Origin of the sequence: Methanobrevibacter sp. TMH8 (assembly GCF_020148105.1) — an archaeon.
Taxonomy (GTDB): Archaea; Methanobacteriota; Methanobacteria; order Methanobacteriales; family Methanobacteriaceae; genus Methanobinarius.
In genome coordinates, this window is sequence record NZ_JAHLZE010000004.1 from 25514 (window position 1) to 46332 (window position 20819).

At 26.3% G+C, this 20819-nt stretch carries 20 protein-coding genes; 3 read left to right on the top strand and 17 right to left on the bottom strand.

What is annotated here, in order from left to right; translation table 11 throughout:
* Window positions 1–280: 280 nt before the first annotated feature.
* A complete protein-coding gene (locus KQY27_RS00890; RefSeq protein ID WP_224424697.1) occupies window positions 281–1423 on the top strand; it encodes an alanine--glyoxylate aminotransferase family protein in 1143 nt (380 codons plus the stop codon).
* A 302-nt stretch (window positions 1424–1725) separates the two neighbouring features.
* Window positions 1726–2535 (top strand): succinylglutamate desuccinylase/aspartoacylase family protein, encoded by an 810-nt coding sequence (locus KQY27_RS00895; protein ID WP_224424698.1) that lies wholly within the window; start codon window positions 1726–1728, stop codon window positions 2533–2535.
* A gap of 199 nt (window positions 2536–2734) precedes the next feature.
* Here KQY27_RS00895 and KQY27_RS00900 read toward each other — a convergent pair whose 3' ends face one another.
* Both KQY27_RS00900 and KQY27_RS00905 read right to left on the bottom strand, forming a co-directional pair.
* Window positions 2735–4363: a thiamine pyrophosphate-binding protein gene (locus KQY27_RS00900; protein WP_224424699.1), complete on the bottom strand. Its 1629-nt coding sequence runs from the start codon at window positions 4361–4363 to the stop codon at window positions 2735–2737.
* Between the two features lie 225 nt (window positions 4364–4588).
* Entirely contained in the window at window positions 4589–5044 is a 456-nt protein-coding gene (locus KQY27_RS00905) for a deoxyuridine 5'-triphosphate nucleotidohydrolase (protein WP_224424700.1), read from the bottom strand.
* Between the two features lie 313 nt (window positions 5045–5357).
* On the opposite strand from KQY27_RS00905, the gene dmpI reads away from it, so the two are divergent.
* Window positions 5358–5546, top strand: a complete 189-nt coding sequence (dmpI, locus tag KQY27_RS00910; protein ID WP_224424701.1) for a 4-oxalocrotonate tautomerase DmpI — start codon at window positions 5358–5360, stop codon at window positions 5544–5546.
* Window positions 5547–5622: 76 nt separating this feature from the next.
* On the opposite strand, the gene ftsY is transcribed toward dmpI, so the two are convergent.
* The 15 genes from ftsY to topA form a co-directional block, all read right to left on the bottom strand.
* Window positions 5623–6963 (bottom strand): signal recognition particle-docking protein FtsY, encoded by a 1341-nt coding sequence (ftsY, locus tag KQY27_RS00915; protein WP_224424702.1) that lies wholly within the window; start codon window positions 6961–6963, stop codon window positions 5623–5625.
* Between the two features lie 448 nt (window positions 6964–7411).
* Window positions 7412–7843 carry a prefoldin subunit alpha gene (pfdA, locus tag KQY27_RS00920; RefSeq protein ID WP_224424703.1) on the bottom strand — a complete coding sequence of 144 codons (432 nt, stop codon included), beginning with the start codon at window positions 7841–7843 and terminating at the stop codon, window positions 7412–7414.
* A gap of 206 nt (window positions 7844–8049) precedes the next feature.
* Complete coding sequence (gene rpl18a, locus KQY27_RS00925; RefSeq protein ID WP_224424704.1) at window positions 8050–8274, bottom strand: 50S ribosomal protein L18Ae; 225 nt, start codon at window positions 8272–8274, stop codon at window positions 8050–8052.
* 37 nt (window positions 8275–8311) lie between these two features.
* Entirely contained in the window at window positions 8312–8983 is a 672-nt protein-coding gene (locus KQY27_RS00930) for a translation initiation factor IF-6 (protein ID WP_224424705.1), read from the bottom strand.
* A 158-nt stretch (window positions 8984–9141) separates the two neighbouring features.
* Complete coding sequence (locus KQY27_RS00935) at window positions 9142–9387, bottom strand: 50S ribosomal protein L31e (protein ID WP_224424706.1); 246 nt, start codon at window positions 9385–9387, stop codon at window positions 9142–9144.
* A gap of 8 nt (window positions 9388–9395) precedes the next feature.
* Window positions 9396–9551 carry a 50S ribosomal protein L39e gene (locus KQY27_RS00940; protein ID WP_224424707.1) on the bottom strand — a complete coding sequence of 52 codons (156 nt, stop codon included), beginning with the start codon at window positions 9549–9551 and terminating at the stop codon, window positions 9396–9398.
* 158 nt (window positions 9552–9709) lie between these two features.
* Window positions 9710–10309, bottom strand: a complete 600-nt coding sequence (locus KQY27_RS00945) for a 7-cyano-7-deazaguanine synthase (RefSeq protein WP_224424708.1) — start codon at window positions 10307–10309, stop codon at window positions 9710–9712.
* 31 nt (window positions 10310–10340) lie between these two features.
* Window positions 10341–10697: a DNA-binding protein gene (locus KQY27_RS00950; protein WP_224424709.1), complete on the bottom strand. Its 357-nt coding sequence runs from the start codon at window positions 10695–10697 to the stop codon at window positions 10341–10343.
* Between the two features lie 183 nt (window positions 10698–10880).
* Window positions 10881–11321, bottom strand: coding sequence for a 30S ribosomal protein S19e (locus KQY27_RS00955; protein ID WP_224424710.1), 441 nt, complete (start codon window positions 11319–11321; stop codon window positions 10881–10883).
* Window positions 11322–11589: 268 nt separating this feature from the next.
* On the bottom strand, window positions 11590–11826 hold the full coding sequence (locus KQY27_RS00960) for a YhbY family RNA-binding protein (protein WP_224424749.1): 237 nt from the start codon (window positions 11824–11826) through the stop codon (window positions 11590–11592).
* Window positions 11816–12187 (bottom strand): ribonuclease P protein component 4, encoded by a 372-nt coding sequence (locus KQY27_RS00965; RefSeq protein ID WP_224424711.1) that lies wholly within the window; start codon window positions 12185–12187, stop codon window positions 11816–11818. Before KQY27_RS00965 ends, KQY27_RS00960 begins: the two co-directional genes overlap by 11 nt.
* A gap of 553 nt (window positions 12188–12740) precedes the next feature.
* The gene (locus tag KQY27_RS00970) at window positions 12741–13352 is read right to left on the bottom strand and encodes an adenylate kinase family protein (protein WP_224424712.1); all 612 of its coding nucleotides are present in this window, start codon (window positions 13350–13352) and stop codon (window positions 12741–12743) included.
* 99 nt (window positions 13353–13451) lie between these two features.
* Window positions 13452–14546, bottom strand: a complete 1095-nt coding sequence (locus KQY27_RS00975) for a GTP-binding protein (protein ID WP_224424713.1) — start codon at window positions 14544–14546, stop codon at window positions 13452–13454.
* A gap of 436 nt (window positions 14547–14982) precedes the next feature.
* Window positions 14983–17730, bottom strand: coding sequence for a dolichyl-diphosphooligosaccharide--protein glycosyltransferase subunit STT3 (locus KQY27_RS00980; protein ID WP_224424714.1), 2748 nt, complete (start codon window positions 17728–17730; stop codon window positions 14983–14985).
* Between the two features lie 844 nt (window positions 17731–18574).
* On the bottom strand, window positions 18575–20758 hold the full coding sequence (topA, locus tag KQY27_RS00985; protein WP_224424715.1) for a DNA topoisomerase I: 2184 nt from the start codon (window positions 20756–20758) through the stop codon (window positions 18575–18577).
* Between the last annotated feature and the right edge of the window lie 61 nt (window positions 20759–20819).

Below are 20819 nucleotides of genomic sequence, written 5' to 3' on the forward strand. Positions count from 1 at the left end.
AATAAATAGATTTATAAATTAATCAAAATCAAAATAATATTAAATTTAATGCAACAATGTATAAAGTTTATACTAATAATTTAAATTCTTTTATAAAATATATAAAAAAATATAAGTTATGAAGAATTGAATAATTTCATATATTGTAAATTATATAACAATAGAAAAACTTTTTAAATATATTAAATAAAGTCTTAATATAGTTTAGAATAAAAAATATTTTTAAGCTAACAAATTGTTATTACATGAAAAATATCATTAAACTGGAGGAATAAATAAAATGGATGATACATTATTAATGCTTCCTGGTCCAACAACCGTAGCTCCAAGAGTATTGAAAGCTATGTCTGACAATATTGTTAACCATAGAAGCGCAATCTTTGGAGAAATATTTACTGAAACTACAGAATTAATGTCTGAAGTTTTTAAAACAGAAAATCAATCTTATTTACTTACTGGTTCAGGTACTGCTGCTATGGAAGCTAGCTTAGCTAATATAACTAAACCTGGAGAAAAAACACTACATATTGTAGGAGGTAAGTTCGGTCAAAGATTTATGCAAATAGCTAATTCATTTGGAGTAAATGCACAAGAATTAGCTGTTGAATGGGGAACTGCAGTAACCCCCGAACAAGTAAAAGAAGCTCTCGACAATGATGAAGATATTAAAGCTGTCACAGTAGTTCATAATGAAACTTCAACAGGTGTAGCTGCTCCTATTAAAGAAATTGGTAAAGTTGTAGCTAACTATGATGCTTTATATGTTGTAGATACTGTATCATCTCTTGGTGGAGATAGAGTAGATGTAGATAAATTTGGAATCGATATTTGTGTTACTGGTTCTCAAAAATGTTTAGCTGCACCTCCAGGAATGGCAGCTATTACTTTAAATGATGATGCTTGGAAAGTAATAGACAACATTGATTCTAACACTTATTATCTTGATATGAAAAAATACAGAAAAAGTGGAGCTGGAACTCCTCCCGAAACTCCATATACTCCTTCAGTATCATTGATCTATGCTTTATTTGAAGCACTTAAAATTGTTAAAGAAGAAGGTTTAGAGAATAGAGTATTAAGACATGAAACTGCAGCTGAAGCTTCAAGAAATGCAGTCAAAGCTTTAGGTCTTGAACTTTTCCCAGAAGAATCTGTTTCCTCAACTACAGTAACTGCAGTTAAAATGCCAGAAGGTGTAAGTGATGCAGACCTTAGAGGAACTATGAGAAATAAATATAAAGTAGAATTAGCTGGTGGACAAGATCATTTAAAAGGCAATATATTCAGAATTGGACATATGGGTAATATTTCATACAAAGAATTAGCTATTACATTTTCCGCACTTGGAATGACTTTAAAAGGTCTTGGCTTTGATATAGATATGGGTGCAGGAGTAGCTGCAGTCAATGAATCATACTTATGATTCATTTTTTATTTTTTTATTATAATAATTTTTTATGATAATTTTTATCATAATTATATCTTTTAATATATAAACTATAAATTATTCCTTTATAATATACTTATAATATTCCTTTATATTAATTTTATATTATAATTTATATCTTAAATATACACCATTCTTATATTTTCCTGACATAATCCTAAATGTATTTATTTAGTGTTAAAATGTTAAATATTTCAAATAATAAAAATAATAAAAATAATTTAACAAAAAGAATTCTAATTATATCTATTATAATATTAAGTATATCATTTTTTATTATGATAGGGACTATGGGAACCGTTAATGCAGATAGTTCTTTGAAGATAGTAAGTAATTCCTCCTCTTCAAATGTAGAAGTAAGTGTTGGCTATTATAAATGGAAAGGATTTAATACAGGAGCAGATATTTCGAAAGTGAAAGATTTTAAAAAATATAATAAAAAAGGATTATTAACTAAGGTGCTTTTTAACTATAAAGATTCAAAAGGAAATATTAAAAGAGGAATAGCTAGTAAAGGAACACCTATTTTTAAATTTAAAAATAGTAACGGCCCTAAAACAATGGTATTGTCTGGAATTCATGGAGATGAATACTCTTCACAAGTAGCTACCTTAAAACTAATTAATTATCTAAATAAAAATAGAGACAAAATTAAAGGAACAATATATATTATTCCTATAAGTAATCCTAAAGCGACTCTTAAGAAAACACGAACATTTTTTGGGTATGACCCAAATAGAGTTGCAGGAATTTCAAAATCCTTTACAGGACATATTATCAATAATATAATAATTAAAGAAAAAATAAGATATATTGGCGATTTCCATACAATGATTGGAGGATCAAGACTTATTTATGCTGCCCCTTATAGCAAAAGTATAAAGATATCAAAGTATCTAGCTAAAAAAACAAAAGCAGCATGTAAATTATCTCCTAATAAAGGCACTATAACTTCAACAGCTGCTAAAAATGGAATTATAAGTTTTACTGGAGAAGTAGAATCTAAAAAAGGAATTGCATCCCCTAATAGAATATTTTGGTCTTTAAAACAAATGATAACATTTTTAAAGTATACAAAGAACTTCTAGCAATAGTAAAATATCCATAACTATTATAATATAATATTTAAAAATATTTCTATAAAAAAATATAATGAATTATTATTTTAATATTGATTTAAAACGATTGTATGTTTATATTAGATATATAAAGTAGCATTTTAAAATATCATATATAAAGCAGTACATTTAAAGTAGATATATAAAGTAGTAAATTATTAAAATAAATCTAAGAAAGAGGAATATTCTCTTCATCTACTAAAATTTCGAGTAAATAAGGTTTATCTAATTTTAAATTGTTAATAGCTAATTTCAATCCTTTTTTTGAATTTACAGTTTCACCCTCAATACCATAAGCATTTGCTAAGCTTATAAAATCAGGATTTTCTAGATCAACATTATATCTTAAATTATCATAATATTGTTCTTGCCATTGTCTAATTATTCCTAATTGTGAGTTGTTTAAGACAACTATCAATATTGGTAGATTTTTAGATGCAACAGTAGCTAATTCTTGAATATTCATCTGAAATCCACCATCTCCATTTATAAGCACTATTCTTTCATTATTTTTAGCTAATGCTATTGAAACTCCACAAGAAGCAGGCAATCCATAACCCATAGGAGCCATAGCACCTGAAAAGATTAATTTTTCATTGGAATAAACTTCAGAAAGTAAATTTACCCAGGTTGTATGAGCTCCGGCATCATTAACAATATAATTATCTTTAAAAAATTCTAATATTATCTTAATAGCAACTTGAGGCTTTATAGGAATAGTTTCACTATTTAAACCTTCTATAATAAATTTATCATTATGATTTTCGATTTCATCTAACCAAGAATCATCAATAGAATTAGTAATTTTATTTAAAGAGTTGAAATCTTTTAAAACAAAATTTACATCACCATAAATATTTATATCACAAAAAAGAGGTACTTTATCTATATTAATATTTATACATTTAGTTTTAGAATTTTTAAAATCAATAAGTCCATTTTTATCTAAAAAATTTCCACCAGTATCTAGTGTACGTTCAGACAATTTAGAACCTAAAATTATTAATAAATCTGCATTATTAAAAGCATAATTTGCCATTTTAGTTCCTCTAATACCAACTAAACCTAAATCCATTTTAGAACCTTTAATTAGAGATTTTGTATGGTAAGTATGGACAAAAGGAATTTCATTAGTTTCAACAAACCTTTTAAATTCATCAAGAGCATTTCCCCAAAAAATTCCCGCTCCGGCCAATATTAATGGTTTTTTAGCACTTTTTATCTCATTTATAGCATCATCTAATTGATTATAATTGAAATCAGGAGAATAAATTGCTTTTTTATCAAGAGAAAAATCTCCAATATCTTCCAAAAGAATATTTTTTGGAAGATTAATATGCACTGGACCTTTAGGCTCATTTTTTAATATTTCAATAGATTCAACAATATTCATAACAGCTGATTTTCCATCAACAGGATTAAAACTCTTAAAAGTTATAGATTTAAATACAGAATGTATATCAATATCTTGAAATCTATCTTTAAATTTTGAAGATATTGAATTATCTCCAGTTATAACAAGCATTGGAATAGAATCTTTAAAAGCAGTAGCCAACCCCATAGTCAAGTTTAAAGCACCAGGACCTGCAGTAGAAACACATACACCGAATTTTGCAGAAGCTCTTGCATAACCATCAGCTGCATGAATAGATCCTTGTTCATGCCTCATAAGAACATGTTCAATATTTGAATCATCTAATGCTAAATAAAAAGGAAGTATTTGCTCCCCAGGATGACCAAATATATGTTCAACATTTGCTTCTTCCAAGATTTTAACTAAAAATTCAGCTACATTCATATATTCACCTTAAATTTATTATATAAATTTTAATCAAATCCTAATTAAAATATTGAAGTATGAAAATTATTTAAATTATCAAAATTAAATTTTAATCAAATCCTAATTAAAATATTGAAGTATGAAAATTATTTAAATTATCAAAATTATTTTAAATTATTTAATTATTGAATTTTTTAATTATTAGATTATTTAATTATTAGATTGTTCAAATAAAGCTAAATATTACTCTTCTTCTTGATAGCTACCAGAATATTCACCAGAACCATCAACTTTGAAAACAACACCTTGAGCTATCCTATCTCCTTTTTTGATTTCATAATCGAATTCCCCATGATTATAAATCATAAACATCAAAGTGCCATAGAAGCCAGGATCCCCAACAGCAGTTTGAACTGAAACAAAAGACCTAAGAAGAGTTGATCTTGGAAGATAAAGCATTGTATATCCCTTAGGTATCTTTATTTTCCTATCAATTGTAGCTAAGTAAGCTGTGTGTGGTTTAAGTTTGTATATTGGTCCTTCAATTGCTTCAATATCTGGTAAATTCTTTTCATTATCAATTAAAGATCCTGCAGATTTTTGAATAAATACTTCATCAATAGCAAGATCAATTCCAGAAGGTTGTATTAGTTCTTGAAAGTCAGGGAATAATTTAATAAGTTCTTTCTCTCCAAGCATATTATAATCACCGGTAGTTTTAATTTAGTTATATTATTCTAATAAATGAAAAATTATATTATTTAACATGATTTATATTATTGAAATATATAATAAGTAGACAATAACATAAATAACTATAATTTGTATTATATTTTTAAATATAAATAAAATATTAATAAAATATCTAATAAAATATTTAATAATATATTTAATAAAAATTTAATAAAAATATATAATTAAACTATATAATTAAAATATAATTAAAAGTATTTTATACATAGTATATATTTTTATTGAATAGTTTAAATAGTGGAATTAGGAGGAAATACCCATGCCTGTTATTATAGTTGAATCAAATCCTGTATCAACAGAAAAAAAGAGAAAATTAGTAAAAGAAATGACAAAAATAGCTTCAGAAATTTATGAATTACCTGAAGATACTGTTACAATATTAATAAGAGAGCTAGAAAGAGAAGATATTGGTGTTGGTGGAAAATTACTATTAGATCTAGATGAATAATTTATAAAACAGAATAAATAAATGAAGATGAATAAATAAAAAATAAAAGATCATTCAGATATAAACAAATAAATAATCAGCTAAATATTTGCTCTAACATCCAATCAGGATCATATTCTTTAATATCATCATAACCTTGACCTACTCCTAAAAACATAATAGGTTTACCAATAACATAACCAATAGAAAGTGAAGCTCCACCTTTTGAATCTGCATCAGCTTTAGTTAAAATTACTCCATCAACATCGATTGCATCATTAAATTTACTAGCTTGTTCAACAGCATCATTGCCTGTTAAAGCATCCCCAACAAATATAACTAAATCTGGCTTAGATACACGGCGAATCTTTTTCATTTCATCCATAAGATTTGTATTGGTTTGCATTCTTCCAGCAGTATCAATTAAAACTAATTCTTTTCCTTGAGCTTTAGCATGCTCGACTGCATCAAATGCCACAGCTGCAGGATCTGAACCTTTTTCATGCTTGACAATTTTAACACCAAGTTTATCTGTATGATAAGTTATTTGTTCAATAGCTCCTGCCCTAAATGTGTCAGAAGCAGCTACAACAGGAGTATATCCTTTTTTCATATAATAATTAGCTAATTTACCGATTGTAGTGGTTTTACCAGTCCCATTAATTCCAACAAACATGACAATAAGAGGTTTACCTTCTTTCTTTTTTTCTTCAATCATTTCAGTCATGCTTTTTCCATCAATATCAATAATCTTTGATACTGCTTTTTTAAGAGCTTCATAAGTATACTCTTCAACATCACTACTTCGTTTAATCTTTTGACCAATAAGATCTTTTTTCACAGATTCAACTACAAAATTAGCTACATCAATAGCTACATCGCTTTCAAGAAGAGAAAGTTCTAGTTCCCATAGAATTTCATCTACATCCTTTTCAGAAATAGTCTTTTCTCGAATAAAAGAAAATATCCCAGATTTTTTATCTTTATCTTCTTCTTCAATTTCTTCTTGTGATATAATAGATTTTTCTTCTTCATCTACTTCAATTTTTTCTTCATCTTCTTCTTTAGATCTTCTAAAACCTAATTTACCACCAATTTTAGAAAAAGTACTTTCTTTTTCATTACCATCTTCTTTATTTTCATCTTCTTCTAGTTCTTTTTGATTTTGATCTATCTCTTCTATTTTTTCTATTTCTTCTTGATTTTCAGTTTCTTGATCTTTTTCTTGTTTTTTTCCTTCTTCAATTTGTTCTGATTTTTGTAATTTCTCTTCTGTTTCCTGTTTTTTACCTAAATCAGCAGTTTTTTGAGTATCTTTAGTGTCTTCACTTATTTCTCCTTCAATTTTAATGTTATTTTCTTCTTCAGCTTCTTTAGACACTTTATTAGTTAATTTTCCAGAGGCATCAGCAAATTTTTTCTTTATAGATTCAAACAAATTATTACCTTCCTTATTATCTTAATTTATTAGCTATTATCTCATATTACAATAATATACGGATTATAATGATAAAATATGATTCCATTTCAAAAATTTAATTATGTATTAAAAATATTCAATACTATTTAACATATATTAATCAATTTATATTGTTATTAGTATATAAAAATTTAACCATATGAAAATATTATTCTAAAAAAAGTTATTTAATTAAAGGAAATCCATGATAATATTTAAAAAATCAATAAAAAATAGTTAATTAATATAAAAAATAGAACAGAATTAGAACAAAAATATAATAAAATAAAAATAGAATAGAAATAAAATAAAAAATAAAAATAAAAATAAAAAAATAATAATCAAATAAATAGTGTAAAATTAAAGATAAAAATTTATAAGATAAAAAATAAGAAATAGAAGAAGTATAAAAAAGTATAAAAAATACTTATTGTGATGTTTGGCTAGTTTGAACCTTACGCATAAGTTCTTCTGCTTGAGGAGATAATTGAGCAACAATTTGGCTTATTTTTTGAAGATTACTCATCATTTTATCCAAACTATCATTTAATTCTTCTTTTTGAGAAGTTAAAGTTTCTTTAGCTTCTTCAGCAGATTTTTTTATAGCTACTCCAGCACCAACACTCATGATAACTTCATCAGTATTTTTAAGTTCAGCATTCATGAAAGATCCAGCACCAACTGGAACCAATGTTTCTAAAGATTTTTTATCTTTAATATCTTCTAATGTTGATTCTAATATTTCAACTTCAGCCAAAGAAGCTTGAATAGCTTCAACCTGTTGTTGTAATAATTCAGCTTGGCTTTTATACATATTAAGCTCATTTATCATTTCATCTAATCTTTGCTGGTCTTCCATAATTCCACCTTTAAATAAAGCATTATCCTATTAGAAAAAACTAACCTATTGATTAGCTAATCACTGAGAATAGCTTATAATAATAATTAATAGTTTAACTAAATAATTAGAATATAAAAAATATAAACTAATATAAAATATAATAATTAAAAAAACAACTGATTTAAATTAAATTAATTAATAAAATTAAAGTAAGTATAAAGTAACTATAATAATGCTTTTACTAAAGGATCAGTTACTTCATCAGCAGAAATTTCTTTAATTTCTTCGATATCAATCTGATTTCTGTTTATTCCATGTTTACTTCCAAACTCAGAATAAATTTTTTCATGAATATTTTCTTCACTCATAGATTTAAGTTCTTTAGTGAATACTTGGGTTTGATCACCCATAGTAAATCTTCCTTCAATTCTATATATTTTTGTTTTCATATTATCACTCATAATAAAAATTATTTATTGAATAAAATTAAAATTTATCTAAAAATCCTAATGCTTCTTCAATACGAGCCATTTCAGGACCTGTACTATTTTCAGGGACAATAGCCCCATAAGAATTAGCTATAGAGCAAGCACCAACTAAATTTATGCCTCCTCCAACAGTTCCGATGTCTGATTCGACTTTAAATACATTTTCAACAAACTTAAGCTCAGATTCTGAAGCTTCTCTGTGAACTAATGCTCCTTTATTAGTTACAGAAAGTAAAGATCCAATAATATTAAACCCCGCTATTTCTAATCTTTCAACCCTAATATCTAAATGTTCCTCAATAATATTAATTGATTTTTCAGAAAGTAATGGACTAACAATAGCTCCTTGATCATTTGCTGCAATAATATTTCCAACAGCAGTATATTTATCAGGAATCATAGCTACATTAATTCCAGCTTCTTCTAATAATTCAACTTCCTTATCTAAAGTATAAGGGGAAACAATAAGACCTTTAGAATTTCCACAAGACAGAGCCCCACAAAGGTTACTCCCAGAAATTGTAGTTCGGATAATATCGATTTCTAAAGCTTCTTTTATAGATTCTTCCATAGGTTCAGGAAAATTAAAAGGAACAATAGCTACCTGATCTGTAACTGAAATATAAACTCCTAAATTAGGGTTTCCAGTAAGATTTATTCTTCTAAGCATTGTATCCTCCTTTATCTATAATAATATATTTTTTAATATACTTTTAATATATTTTTAGTATATTTTTTATTAATAAATTTTTAAAATTTTTATTAATAAAAATTTGTAAGTCTAATATTTTTAAATTTTAAATAATTTTTAATAAATAAATTCCTAATTTATTCGGCCAAAGTTGCTTCTACAACTCCATCGTCATCTTTAACAGCTTTGACTTTAATTTTAGAAGGAATTTTTTGAATTCCTCTTTCCCAAATCTTTTCATTAACAGATGAATCAATTTTAACTTCATCAGCTTTCATGTGCTTTTTTAAGAATTCTTGAACTACTCTTATAGCTTTAGCAGCCCTAATAGTTCTTTGTACATTCTTAACATCTCTAAGTGGTATTGTATAAGTTCTTTCCATATTAACACCTAGACTTTAAGACTATTCCTTCTCCAATGTCTTGGTTTAGGCCTATATTTTAATTGACGTTTAGTTTTCGCATAAGCCCATATAGGGATTCTTCTATTCTGCTTATTAGCTTTTGCAAGTCTTAACTTTTTAGCTAATGGTTTATTTCTACTCATTTTATCGCCTGTAAACATAATTATGTGAATACTATTATAGTTAACTTCCCTATAATAATAAATTAATCTAAATTATACAGATTAAATTGATTTTAATATTTATATTAATTTTATATTAATTTACATACAGTTATATTTTTATAATTTATATTTTCAATTCATTTTAAGCCAATAACTCTTGTTTGATAATGTTCTGGAAACAATTCAATTGAATTTCCATCTTTTTCATTATCCATCAAATATCTAATTTCAACTTCATAATCAGAGCTATTGTCTCTGTTACTTTTCTCTTTAGTAATTTCAAATAGATTATAAACAAGAGTTTCTATGGTTTTATAACCAAAGCTATCTAAATTTACATATTGAATATTTTTTCGGTCTTCCAAACTTCGAATTTCATTTTTATCTAATTTTGGAGTTCTATCATCACGTCTTGTTCCATCAGCAATAGCGGAAACACTATTTTTATTAGCTAAGTCAGCTAACTCTTCAATGACAGATTTATGAAGATAGCTAATCCCATTATTTGGGAACCCATCATTCAATATTATATCAACAGATTTATTTAATATATTTTTATCTAATTTCAAAACATTGTGATTTATACCAATGGATTTTGCTGATTTTGAAGCTGAAACATAAGAATCATAGACTCCAAAATTTACTGTTAGAAGTTCTACATTAAAACCCATTCTTTTAAGAAGAATAGCCATTAAAGAACTATCTTTCCCTCCACTGTACAAAACATATGCTTTCATAATATTAATATAATTATTAATTATTTATTGATTATTTACGAGAGATATTAATCTCTCTTTTTTGACCAGATATCTGCTGAAGTAAAACTTTTAACTGATCATCAGTTATTTTACCTTTCATTCTTCCGCTTTGAGCCAATTGAATCAGTTGAATTTCGATTTGCTCAACGAACTCTGGTTTAGTTAATCTGAGGTTAGCTAATCTACTTCGAGCTTCTGGAGTCAAAATCTGCATCATCAACTGCCTTTTTTGTGCTTCCATTTCTTGTTGCATTTGCTGTTGCTGCATTTGCTGTTGTGCTTGCTGTGCTTGTTGATTTTCATTAGCAGCAGCCTGTTGTTGTAACTCTTGCATTCTTTTACGGCGCAATTCATCAAGATCACTCATTTTAGGACCTCCAAATATTATTTATGTGAAATAATTATTAATCTAAATTTGTTAATTTTAACTTTAGGAATTAATGAATTAATATTTAATATATAATTTTTTAATAAATTATTTTTTATATAAATATTTTTTATATAAATTATTTTTTAATATAATTTAATATATTATTTTTTAATATATTAATCAGTATTTCTCGAGTTCTGGAATATCTTTAATGATTTCTCCAGAAGTTTTATCTAAGAAAGATTTACCTTCAGAGGTAACAATTCTTCCAGCATCTATTTTTTGGATATATCCAGCATCTTCAAGTTGGTGTAAAGCTCCTCTAACAATAGCCCCACTACCTTTTCTGAAAGTTTCTGGAGTAACTCCTCTATCTTTTTTTCCACCATAGAAAGTTCTTAAACTATTAATTCCAACAGGACCATCAATGTAAACTCTTCTTAAAATAGAAGCACATCTTACATACCACCAGTCAACATTTTCTGGTTTTCTTTCTTTGTGAACACCAGTCTTGACTAAAGTAGTCCATTCTGGAGCGGAAATTTTATCATTATTTTCATTTAAATCTTTTGCAACTTGATCTATTAATAAATCAGCAGGTACATCATATACAGTAGTCATATTAATTCTCCTAATAAATTTTAAACACTTTTTATCGAATTAAATGCTTTTATATCTTATTAATATTAGATACATTGTTTACAATAATATTATAACCCTGATATTAATATATCAATATTACGTATCAAAATATTCAATCTAATATTATATTAATTAAATTATTAATTTTTAATTAAATAAATTTTTAATTAAATAAAACCTTATTTAAGTTTGAATCTTTTAGCACACAGATAACCGATTTCAAACATAGAAATCAATTTAAACAATTTTAAGGTTTTTTCTTGTAAATTACAGCAACATTTCCTCTTAAATCAACAAGTTTAGATCTTGTTTTTTCAACCATTGCTGTAATATAAGCTTCTTTATCATTTGCTATATTTTTAGCAAATCTTAATTTGACAATTTCATTTGCTTTAAGCTGTCTTTTTACTTCTTCAATAACATTATCATTAATTCCAGCTTTTCCAATATTAATTGTCATGGAATTGAGAGCCCTATTCATCATTTCTTTTTTTGTTAATGTAGTACTCAATTTTAGCTCTCCTTTTTTCTTTTTTTTCCTTTTTATAAGGAATTTTCATTATGCAATCACATTCGTGACATTTAATATTTACTTCTCCATTAACTAATCTAACTGATGAGTTATTTCCAGGAGACAAAAATTTGTAGCAAGTCTTACAATAGCTACGCCCCCATTTAGGAGGGATTTTAGTATTATATTTTTTAGATATTTTACGAGCTAAGCTCACATATCTATGTGATCTTTCAGGATTGGTTGAAAATTCTTTTTTAGCAATTGAAAACAATATATCCATACGTTCAATAGCTATATCAATCATCCATTTAGGTCTTCTTCCTCTTCGCAATATTAAACCCCATATAATTGGAAAACAAACTATTAAAAGAAATATAATAGGATGTGAAATTATTCAAGTAATTTTAATAAGATTTAATTGTTTTAAATCAATACCATAAAAGATAATCTCAACTATTTTAGGTATCAGAAGAGTAATAATAATCTTTTGTATGTTCTATTTAAAAAGACTTTCTATAATTTTATATATCTTCAATGAAAATTTAAATTTAGAAAAATATATAAACTTTATAAAAATTATAAAAATTTTAAAAAATTTATATGAAATTATATATAAAATTTATATGAAATTTATATAAAATTTTATTAAATTTTATTGAACTATAATTAAATTTATATAAAACTATATAAAATTTATAATAAAATTTATTATTTATTAAAAAATTGATATAAATTTAAGTAATAATTTCAATGAAAATTTATTGATTAATAAAATTATTTTAAAACAAATAATCTATCATTAAAATGTATATTTATTCTATCTTAAAAATATTACTAATATACTTTTAAAATTTTAAAATTTTGAAAATATAAAAATATAAAAATTAATCTAAAATCCACTGCATAAAATCAACATCTCCTACTGGAAACTGTTTTTCATCGAATAAAATAGATTCAACAAGACTTAAAATGTCTTTAACTTCTAAATTAGTAGTATTAATTTCATTAACATTATTTCCATGATTTTCATAAGCTTCAACAGAACAAACTCCTAAAGCTTCAGCTTCTAAGTTTTCATGAATTTTATCTTCAGAATAATCTCGAGCATTTAGTCTTTTTTGAAGAATATTTGGGTTTAATCTAAGTACAATTACTTTAAATATATGATTAACAGTATTATCTTTATTAATTTCAATACTACAAAGATGTGAAAGATGTCCTTCAACAATAACTATTTTAGGAATATCATCATCACTAAAAAAATAATCAATAGTTTTATTGAGCTTTTTAGAAAGTTTATCAATATCAACAATTTTATATCCTTTTTCTAAATCTTTACCTTTTATTAAATTATTTTCAATAGCCAATTCATTAATTTTAATAAGTTTAGAATCATATTTCTTATTTAAAATACCATTAAGATTATCAGCTATTGTAGTTTTTCCAACCCCTGGAGTCCCAGTTATGAAAAGGATTATATTATTAATATTATTCACAAAAACACCTAAATACAGAATTATTATTTAATTATCATAAAAAATAAACAAAAACAAATAAGATATAATAAATATAATTAAAAGTTTAATGAATTTGAATCACTTCTTAACAATAATTCTTAAAACATCTTTATCATCTAAGACATGATCTGGACCTATTTTTTGCCCTGGAAATTTTACAGAGCTTCCCCAAACTTTAGCATGTCTGAAATTTCTCACAAATTCCCTATGTAATTTTCCACAAATATCAATTACAGTAGATCCTTTTTTAACTATAAGAGGATCTTCATAATCAGCCTTTCTACCCTGTGGTTTTAAATATACTCTGATTAAATTAAGGTTTTCAAATATTTGATCTCTTAGATAATCAAGATTTAATTTCTTATCTGCAGAAATTGGAATAAAATCATGGATAGATTTCTTTAATTCTTCAATGTAACTTTCATCCACAAGATCTACCTTATTTAAAACAACTATAGCTGGAACATAAGCTCTATTAGATTCTAATGCATCAATGAATTGATCCATTGTTACATCTCCACGAATTAAAACATCAGCATTGTGCATCCCATATTCATTTATAATAGATCTTATTGTAGCTTCATCAAGATGAGTTAATTTTTCAGTAGAAGATACATTGACACCACCCAATTTTTTTCTTCTAACTGTAACATCAGGCTTATTTTCATTAGGACGAATTCCTATATCACGTAATTCTCGCATGATTATATCTAAATGCTGAGGATTAAAAACATCAAGAACAATAATAATTAAATCTGCTGTTCTAGCAACCGAAAGAATCTCTCTTCCCCTACCTTTTCCACCAGAAGCACCAGTAATAATCCCAGGAATATCAAATATTTGAATTTTAGCTCCTCTATATTCCATGATACCTGGAATAATGTCAAGAGTTGTAAATTGATAAGCCCCTACTTTTGACTCAGCATTAGTTAATTCATTAAGAAGAGTAGATTTTCCAACAGAAGGAAATCCAACAAGTACTGCAGTAGAATCTCCAGATTTCTTTACATGAAACCCTTTACCTTTAGTTCCAGAACTTTTTCTTTGTAAAGATTCTTCTTTTAATTTTGATATTTTAGCTTTAAGCTTTCCAATATGGTGAGAAGTAGCTTTATTATAAGGAGTTTTTTGAATTTCATCCTCAATCTTCTTTATTTTTTCATCAATATCCATAAAACTCACTAATTATTCATAATACAATTTCATTATTTTAAATTATTTTAAATTATTCTAAGATATTCTAAAATACTCTAAAATATTCTAAATTATTCTAAAATATTTTAAACTATTTTAAATTATTTTAAACTTCATGATATAATAATTTTAATTTTTAATTAATCAAATATAAAATTTGTTTTTAATTATTCTAATTTTTATATTATATATTATTGATATTACTTATAAATAATGCATAAAAAGTTGATTATTATAAAATCTTATTCTAAATAATATTTATAAAAATAGCAAATATCTAATAATTAATTATTAGGAATGATTAATTAAAAATGATTAATTAAAAATTAAAATAATAAAAATTTAAAAATAAAGCAATTCCATGAAAATTCATGGAATATACTTAATTTATATTTTACCTAATTTTATGTTTTCACTAAGTCGTAGTATTGGCAGATCCTGTTTCATTTCTCAATGTTGGTATTCCATTTATTTTCCACAGAGAAATTCCGTCTTCTACATGAACCAATTGGAATGCATCCTGACCAAATCCATTTAGTATAAAGAGTTTTGTAAACATTGAATTTTCAAGCTCTTTACTCATAATAATAGATGTGTATGTTCCATTATCACCAATTACAAGTAATGTGTAATTTCCACTTTCATTAACAGTCTGGTTTTTCCATACTATACCGTCCTCAATAAGAATCAATCTATTAACTGTAAATGGATTAAAAGTTGTATTATTTTGAGTTACAACAGGAGTTCCATTTTGATATACAGCTGTAGTAGTTGCATTAGTAGTGTTATTTGCTGTTCCACTTGTAACTTTTGTTTGATATAAAATACCATTTTCTTCCAAATTAGTAATATTGGCTTGATAAATACCATTAGCAATTTGTTGAAGTTTAACTGGAGTAGTGGAAACAAAATATTGGTAACCCGAACTATTTTGAATATTGAAATCCCAATTTCCAAAGTACGTCCACCAACCAGCTTTTTGAAGCATATCCGAACTCGCTACAAATATAACTGGAGTAGGATTTGTTGGATGAGTCATATTGACAATTTTATCGGCTTGAACCGAAGTTAAACCATATGTATCCACCATTTTATTTTTAGCTTCTTCTGCAGACAAAGTTAGAGTATTTTCAAGAATTTCAGCTGATTTCCCACTATCATTAGTATAGTTATCAAGGAGTTGACTTGCATTATCACCACTATATGCCATCATTTGGAATATAGCTGCCGATAGATTCGTATCATTCGTTGTAAGAGCCTTACCTGTCCAAAATGCCCTTATACCTGTCTGAGAACCACCATCAAACAATGTTGGTCTTTCTGAAGCAATTTCAAATAAGTAACCGAAATCCCACCAAGATGCAAGAGTAGTATCATTAGTAGTGTTCTCATTTATCCAAGTCATGGCATTCCACATTGGATCACTAGTACTCGGAATAACAGATTCTGATACTTGATAAGCACCAAATATTGAAGGAGATACAAGAGCTGAAATTATTATAAGCATTACAGCTGTCTTTGCATACTTAGAACTTTTTATTTCTTTATATCCATAAATCAATAAAGCTGAAATTCCAATCATTGCTAAAAGTATAACTATTGGAATTATAATTGCCATAGCAGATGATATTTTAAATAATGGAGCAAATATTGTTAAAGTTTGTAAAATTGGATAAAATGTTAATAAAGATCCTCCAATAGCTATAGCCATTAATTTGTTCTTATCTTCTAACTTATTTTTAACATATGTAACAGCATAACCTGCAAATAAACCTACACAAAGTCCTAATGGTATCATTAATACCATAATAAATCTTGAACCTTGAGTAACAGCTATTGCAGATAATAAAATCCATACACCAAATAGAGTTAAATAAAGTAATGTTTCACGTTTACTCTTATTTATATCATCCATTGATTTAACATCATCCATAGTGAATTCAATAATAGCTCCTTTTTCTTTACTTTCTTTAACTTTAGAAGCAGATTTTCTTTGACCTTTTGGTGGTTTTTTATTTTTACCATTAACTGTTTTAATTGAACGTAATTTCCATAATTTTTGAGCCATAAGAATTAATATAGCAAATGCTCCGAAAACAGCTACGATTCCACCTACACCATTAATTACTCCTCCTGCATTAGCTGAAAAAGCCCCTGATATTCCTCCATAAAGAAGGTTCGGAATCTGTAGCTCTGCAACAGATATATATACATTAGGGTATGCAGCTGCAGATGCTAATGATTGAATCTGAGTAGCACCAATAAGACTAAAAGGTGCTTGAATAACAGAATCGAAACCATTCGTTAATGCGAGCCCAATAAATCCAATTAGTGCAATGGCTACAATTGAAAAAATCTCTTTTTGATCTACAAACCACGAAAGAATGTTAGAATAATCTTTTATTGGTTTAATCATTCCTACTTTGAGTATAAATCCTAGAGCTAAATATACTAGGAAAAAGATAACTAGCATACCTAAATAAAATACATAACCATCCCATGCCAAAGAGAATAATACCATTGTGAAAACAGTTAATATAATATAAATTATTCTATAAAGTAATTTACTCGACCTTATACTTTCAATAAAGAATAGAACTAAGAATAATGGTAAAACTACATTAAACATATCTGTATCAAAGAACCCTACAAATGTGTGAGAGAAATAATTAGGTGCCAGAGCAACTATCAACGCAGCTGTTGCACCACCATAATTATTTGTAACTCTCCTAACTATTATAAATGCAGGTATTGCAGCAAGAGGAGATATTATTGCTGTAGCATAAAATGCAACCTCTGTCAATGACATATTCGAAAACATATTGGCAATGTAATATAAGAAAGATGTGACATATACAATCATTGGACGATAGTCTGCACTTCTACCATCTGGAGCATATGAAAGTGTATCCCATGGAGTCCCATTTAGAATTTCATCACCCATATGTCCATATTGCATGTAATTTTGTGTCATACGTAAGTTGTAGTATGAATCCATCTCAGTAAAGTAAGGAAGTCCACTAGAATCTTTGTAATAACCTTGCTGGTCAGCAGGAAGAACTGATAAATCAGCAGATTGAAACCTTAAAAAGGAAACAAATGCGACTATTACCACTACTATCGCTACTGCCTTTAATATCGACATTAGTTTATCTCTATCCATAAAAATCATCTAATATTTTGAATTAAAATCATGAATGTTAAATCATGAATATCTAAGTTAATAATCATATCACCTATAATTTATTCTATAAATTATAATACTAAAATATTATTATACTAAAATAATTTATAGTATCTAAATCACATGCCAAAGACAAAGATTTAAATAAAATTATAATTTCATAATAACTTTTATCATGAAACTAGTAATTCTCTAATATCACAACAATAATTCTATTTTTATCATAAAAATAAGAGTATTACTATAATCATTTATATTATTATAATTATATCGTATCATATATGATTATCAAATTAATAAATATTATCCTAAGTATTTATTGTTCTACCTTATTAAATTCTACTATTTTTCCCATGATTTAATTTGATATTAACTATATTATAGATAAAGAAAATAGTATTCTATTAATTTTTAAATCATAAAATACAATTTATATAAAATTTAATTAAAATATTTTTATAAGAATTATCGTGAAACTTTATGTTTAAAATTAGATAAAACTCAATATAAAATTAATACTTTTTAAAATAGTATTTTATAAATATAATTAAGGATAATAACACATTTTAAACAATTTTAATAAAACTATATTATTCATTATTAAGTTATGATTAAACATGTATAGTTAAATAAAATGAGATAGCTTTTAAATAATTTGATTAATTATATTAAATATAATATATAATTAATAAAATAATATAGATTAAACTAATATTATAGATTAAAATAATTATAAATTAAAAGTTTAATAAATTAAAAATAAAATAATTAAAAGACATAGAATAAAGAATTAAAAAATAAGTTCCTAATAATTAAAGAACTATTAATCTTCTGATTTCTTAGCTAATTTTTCTTCTAAATCTTCTAAAGAAGATGTAAATTTACATTTTGGAAATCCACTACAACCTACAAACTCACCATATCGACCATGTCTTTTAAGAAGATCTTTACCACATTCTGGGCATTGGCCTACAACTTCAGCTTCTTTCAGTTGAGAATGATCAACCCCACATTTAGGATCTAAACAAGCTTTACGCCTTGATTTTCCTCTTCCAAATGAAATTGTAGGTAAACCACATTTTTCACATTTACCCCTTAAGACTTCAGATCCTTTTGGAAGTGAATAGATAGTATTACAATCAGGATAATTGGAACAACCTACAAATGAAGATTTAGTTTTTGGAGAAAATCTAACTACTAAATTTCCTCCACAAGCACATTTCCCCACAATCCTACTCTCTTGATAAGCATTATAAAGTCCTTCACCAATCTTAAGATTATTTTTGTCAATATCATCTAATATATCCAAAACTTCTTTTTTTGCATCTTCAACAACTTTATCTTTACTTACTTTATTAGCCATTATTCCTTCAAGCTCTTTTTCAAGATCTCGTGTAAGTTCTTCACTAGTAAGATTTTTACAGTATTCTCTAAGATTATCTATGATATTCATTCCCAATTGATTTACTTCAATCTTTTTACCAGATATATACTTCCTATCATATAATTTAGCTATTATATCTGCTCTAGTTGCTTTTGTACCTAGCTCTCTTTTTTCTAATTCTTTTATAAGAGAAGCTTCATTGTATCGTGCAGGAGGTTTAGTTTCTTTTTCTTCTGATAAAATTTCATTTACTTTAATTTTTTCTCCTTTTTTAAGAGGAGGAAAAATATCTTCTTCAATTTTACGGAAAGGATAATGACTTAACCATCCCATATAGGAAACTCTTTTTCTTTTAAAGAAAAATTTCTCTTGATCAACACTTAAATCACATCTCAATGTTTCTAACTTTGAATCTTCTGAAAAAACACTAATGAATCTATAAACAATAAGTTCATAAATTTTTGCACTATCTGTATCTAACTTAGTTGGAACTATTCCAGTAGGATGGATAGCTGGGTGAGCAGCATCAGTTTTTTTACCCTCATTAGGTTTTGTTTTTTGATTAAGTTCATCAATATGTTTTTTAAATGCCTCATTAGAAGATAGTTGTTTAAATATTTTATCAAATTCAAGACTTTCTGGTAATTTTTGAGATGAAGTACGTGGATAAGAAGTATATCCTTCAGTGTAAAGATTTTGAGCTATTGTTTGAGTCTTTTTTGGACTAAATCCAAAAACTGTATGGGCTTCTGATTGTAACCCTCCTAAATTAAATGGTATTGGAGGTTTTCTAGTAGTTTCAGATATTTTTACCTTATCAATAGTTGCATCAGCACCTTGACAACTTTCAAAGATATTTTCTGCTCTTTTTTTATCAAATATTTTACCTTCAACATGATCAGCTACTATATCTTCTTTTTCAGATTTATTATCAAGTAATGCTTTAATTAACCAGTAAGGTTCTGGAACAAATTTTTGTATTTCTTTTTCCCTATCTACCAAAATTGTAAGAGTTGGAGTCTGAACTCTTCCTGCAGAAAGCTGTAAATATTTATACTTTGCTTTTCTAACAGCCCCAGTCAGAGCTTTAGAAATATTAACACCAAAATAGAAATCAACAATGTGCCTAGCTATTCCACCATCTACTTGAGGAATATCTAGCTCAATCTGATTATTATAAGCTTCAAGTAAGTCTTTTTTAGTTAAAGTTGAAAATTTCATTCTAGAAGTAATATTGATTGAATCTTCACCACATGCATATTTTAATGCATTGAAACCGATTAAAGTCCCTTCAATATCATAATCACAAGCATGAATATACTTATCTGCACCTTTACCAAGTTTTTTTATCGCATAAACATAGTCTTTAACATAATTTAAGTTTTTTTGTGTTTCATATGCTGGAACCCATTTCAAATCAAAATAAACTTTTTCCTTTTGATTTTTAGGGGTTAAACTATATAAATGTCCTACTGCAGATATTATAGTAATTTTCTTATCTTTTTCATCAATTTCCCAATAATTCACTTTCTTACCATATTTCAATTTAGTAGGACTAGATGAAAGAGCTTGAGCTATTTTTTCAGCAGATTTAGGTTTTTCGCAGATGATTACTTCATGCATTATATCACTTTATATTTCATTGAATTATACTACTGACAAGTTATAATAATATTAAATAATA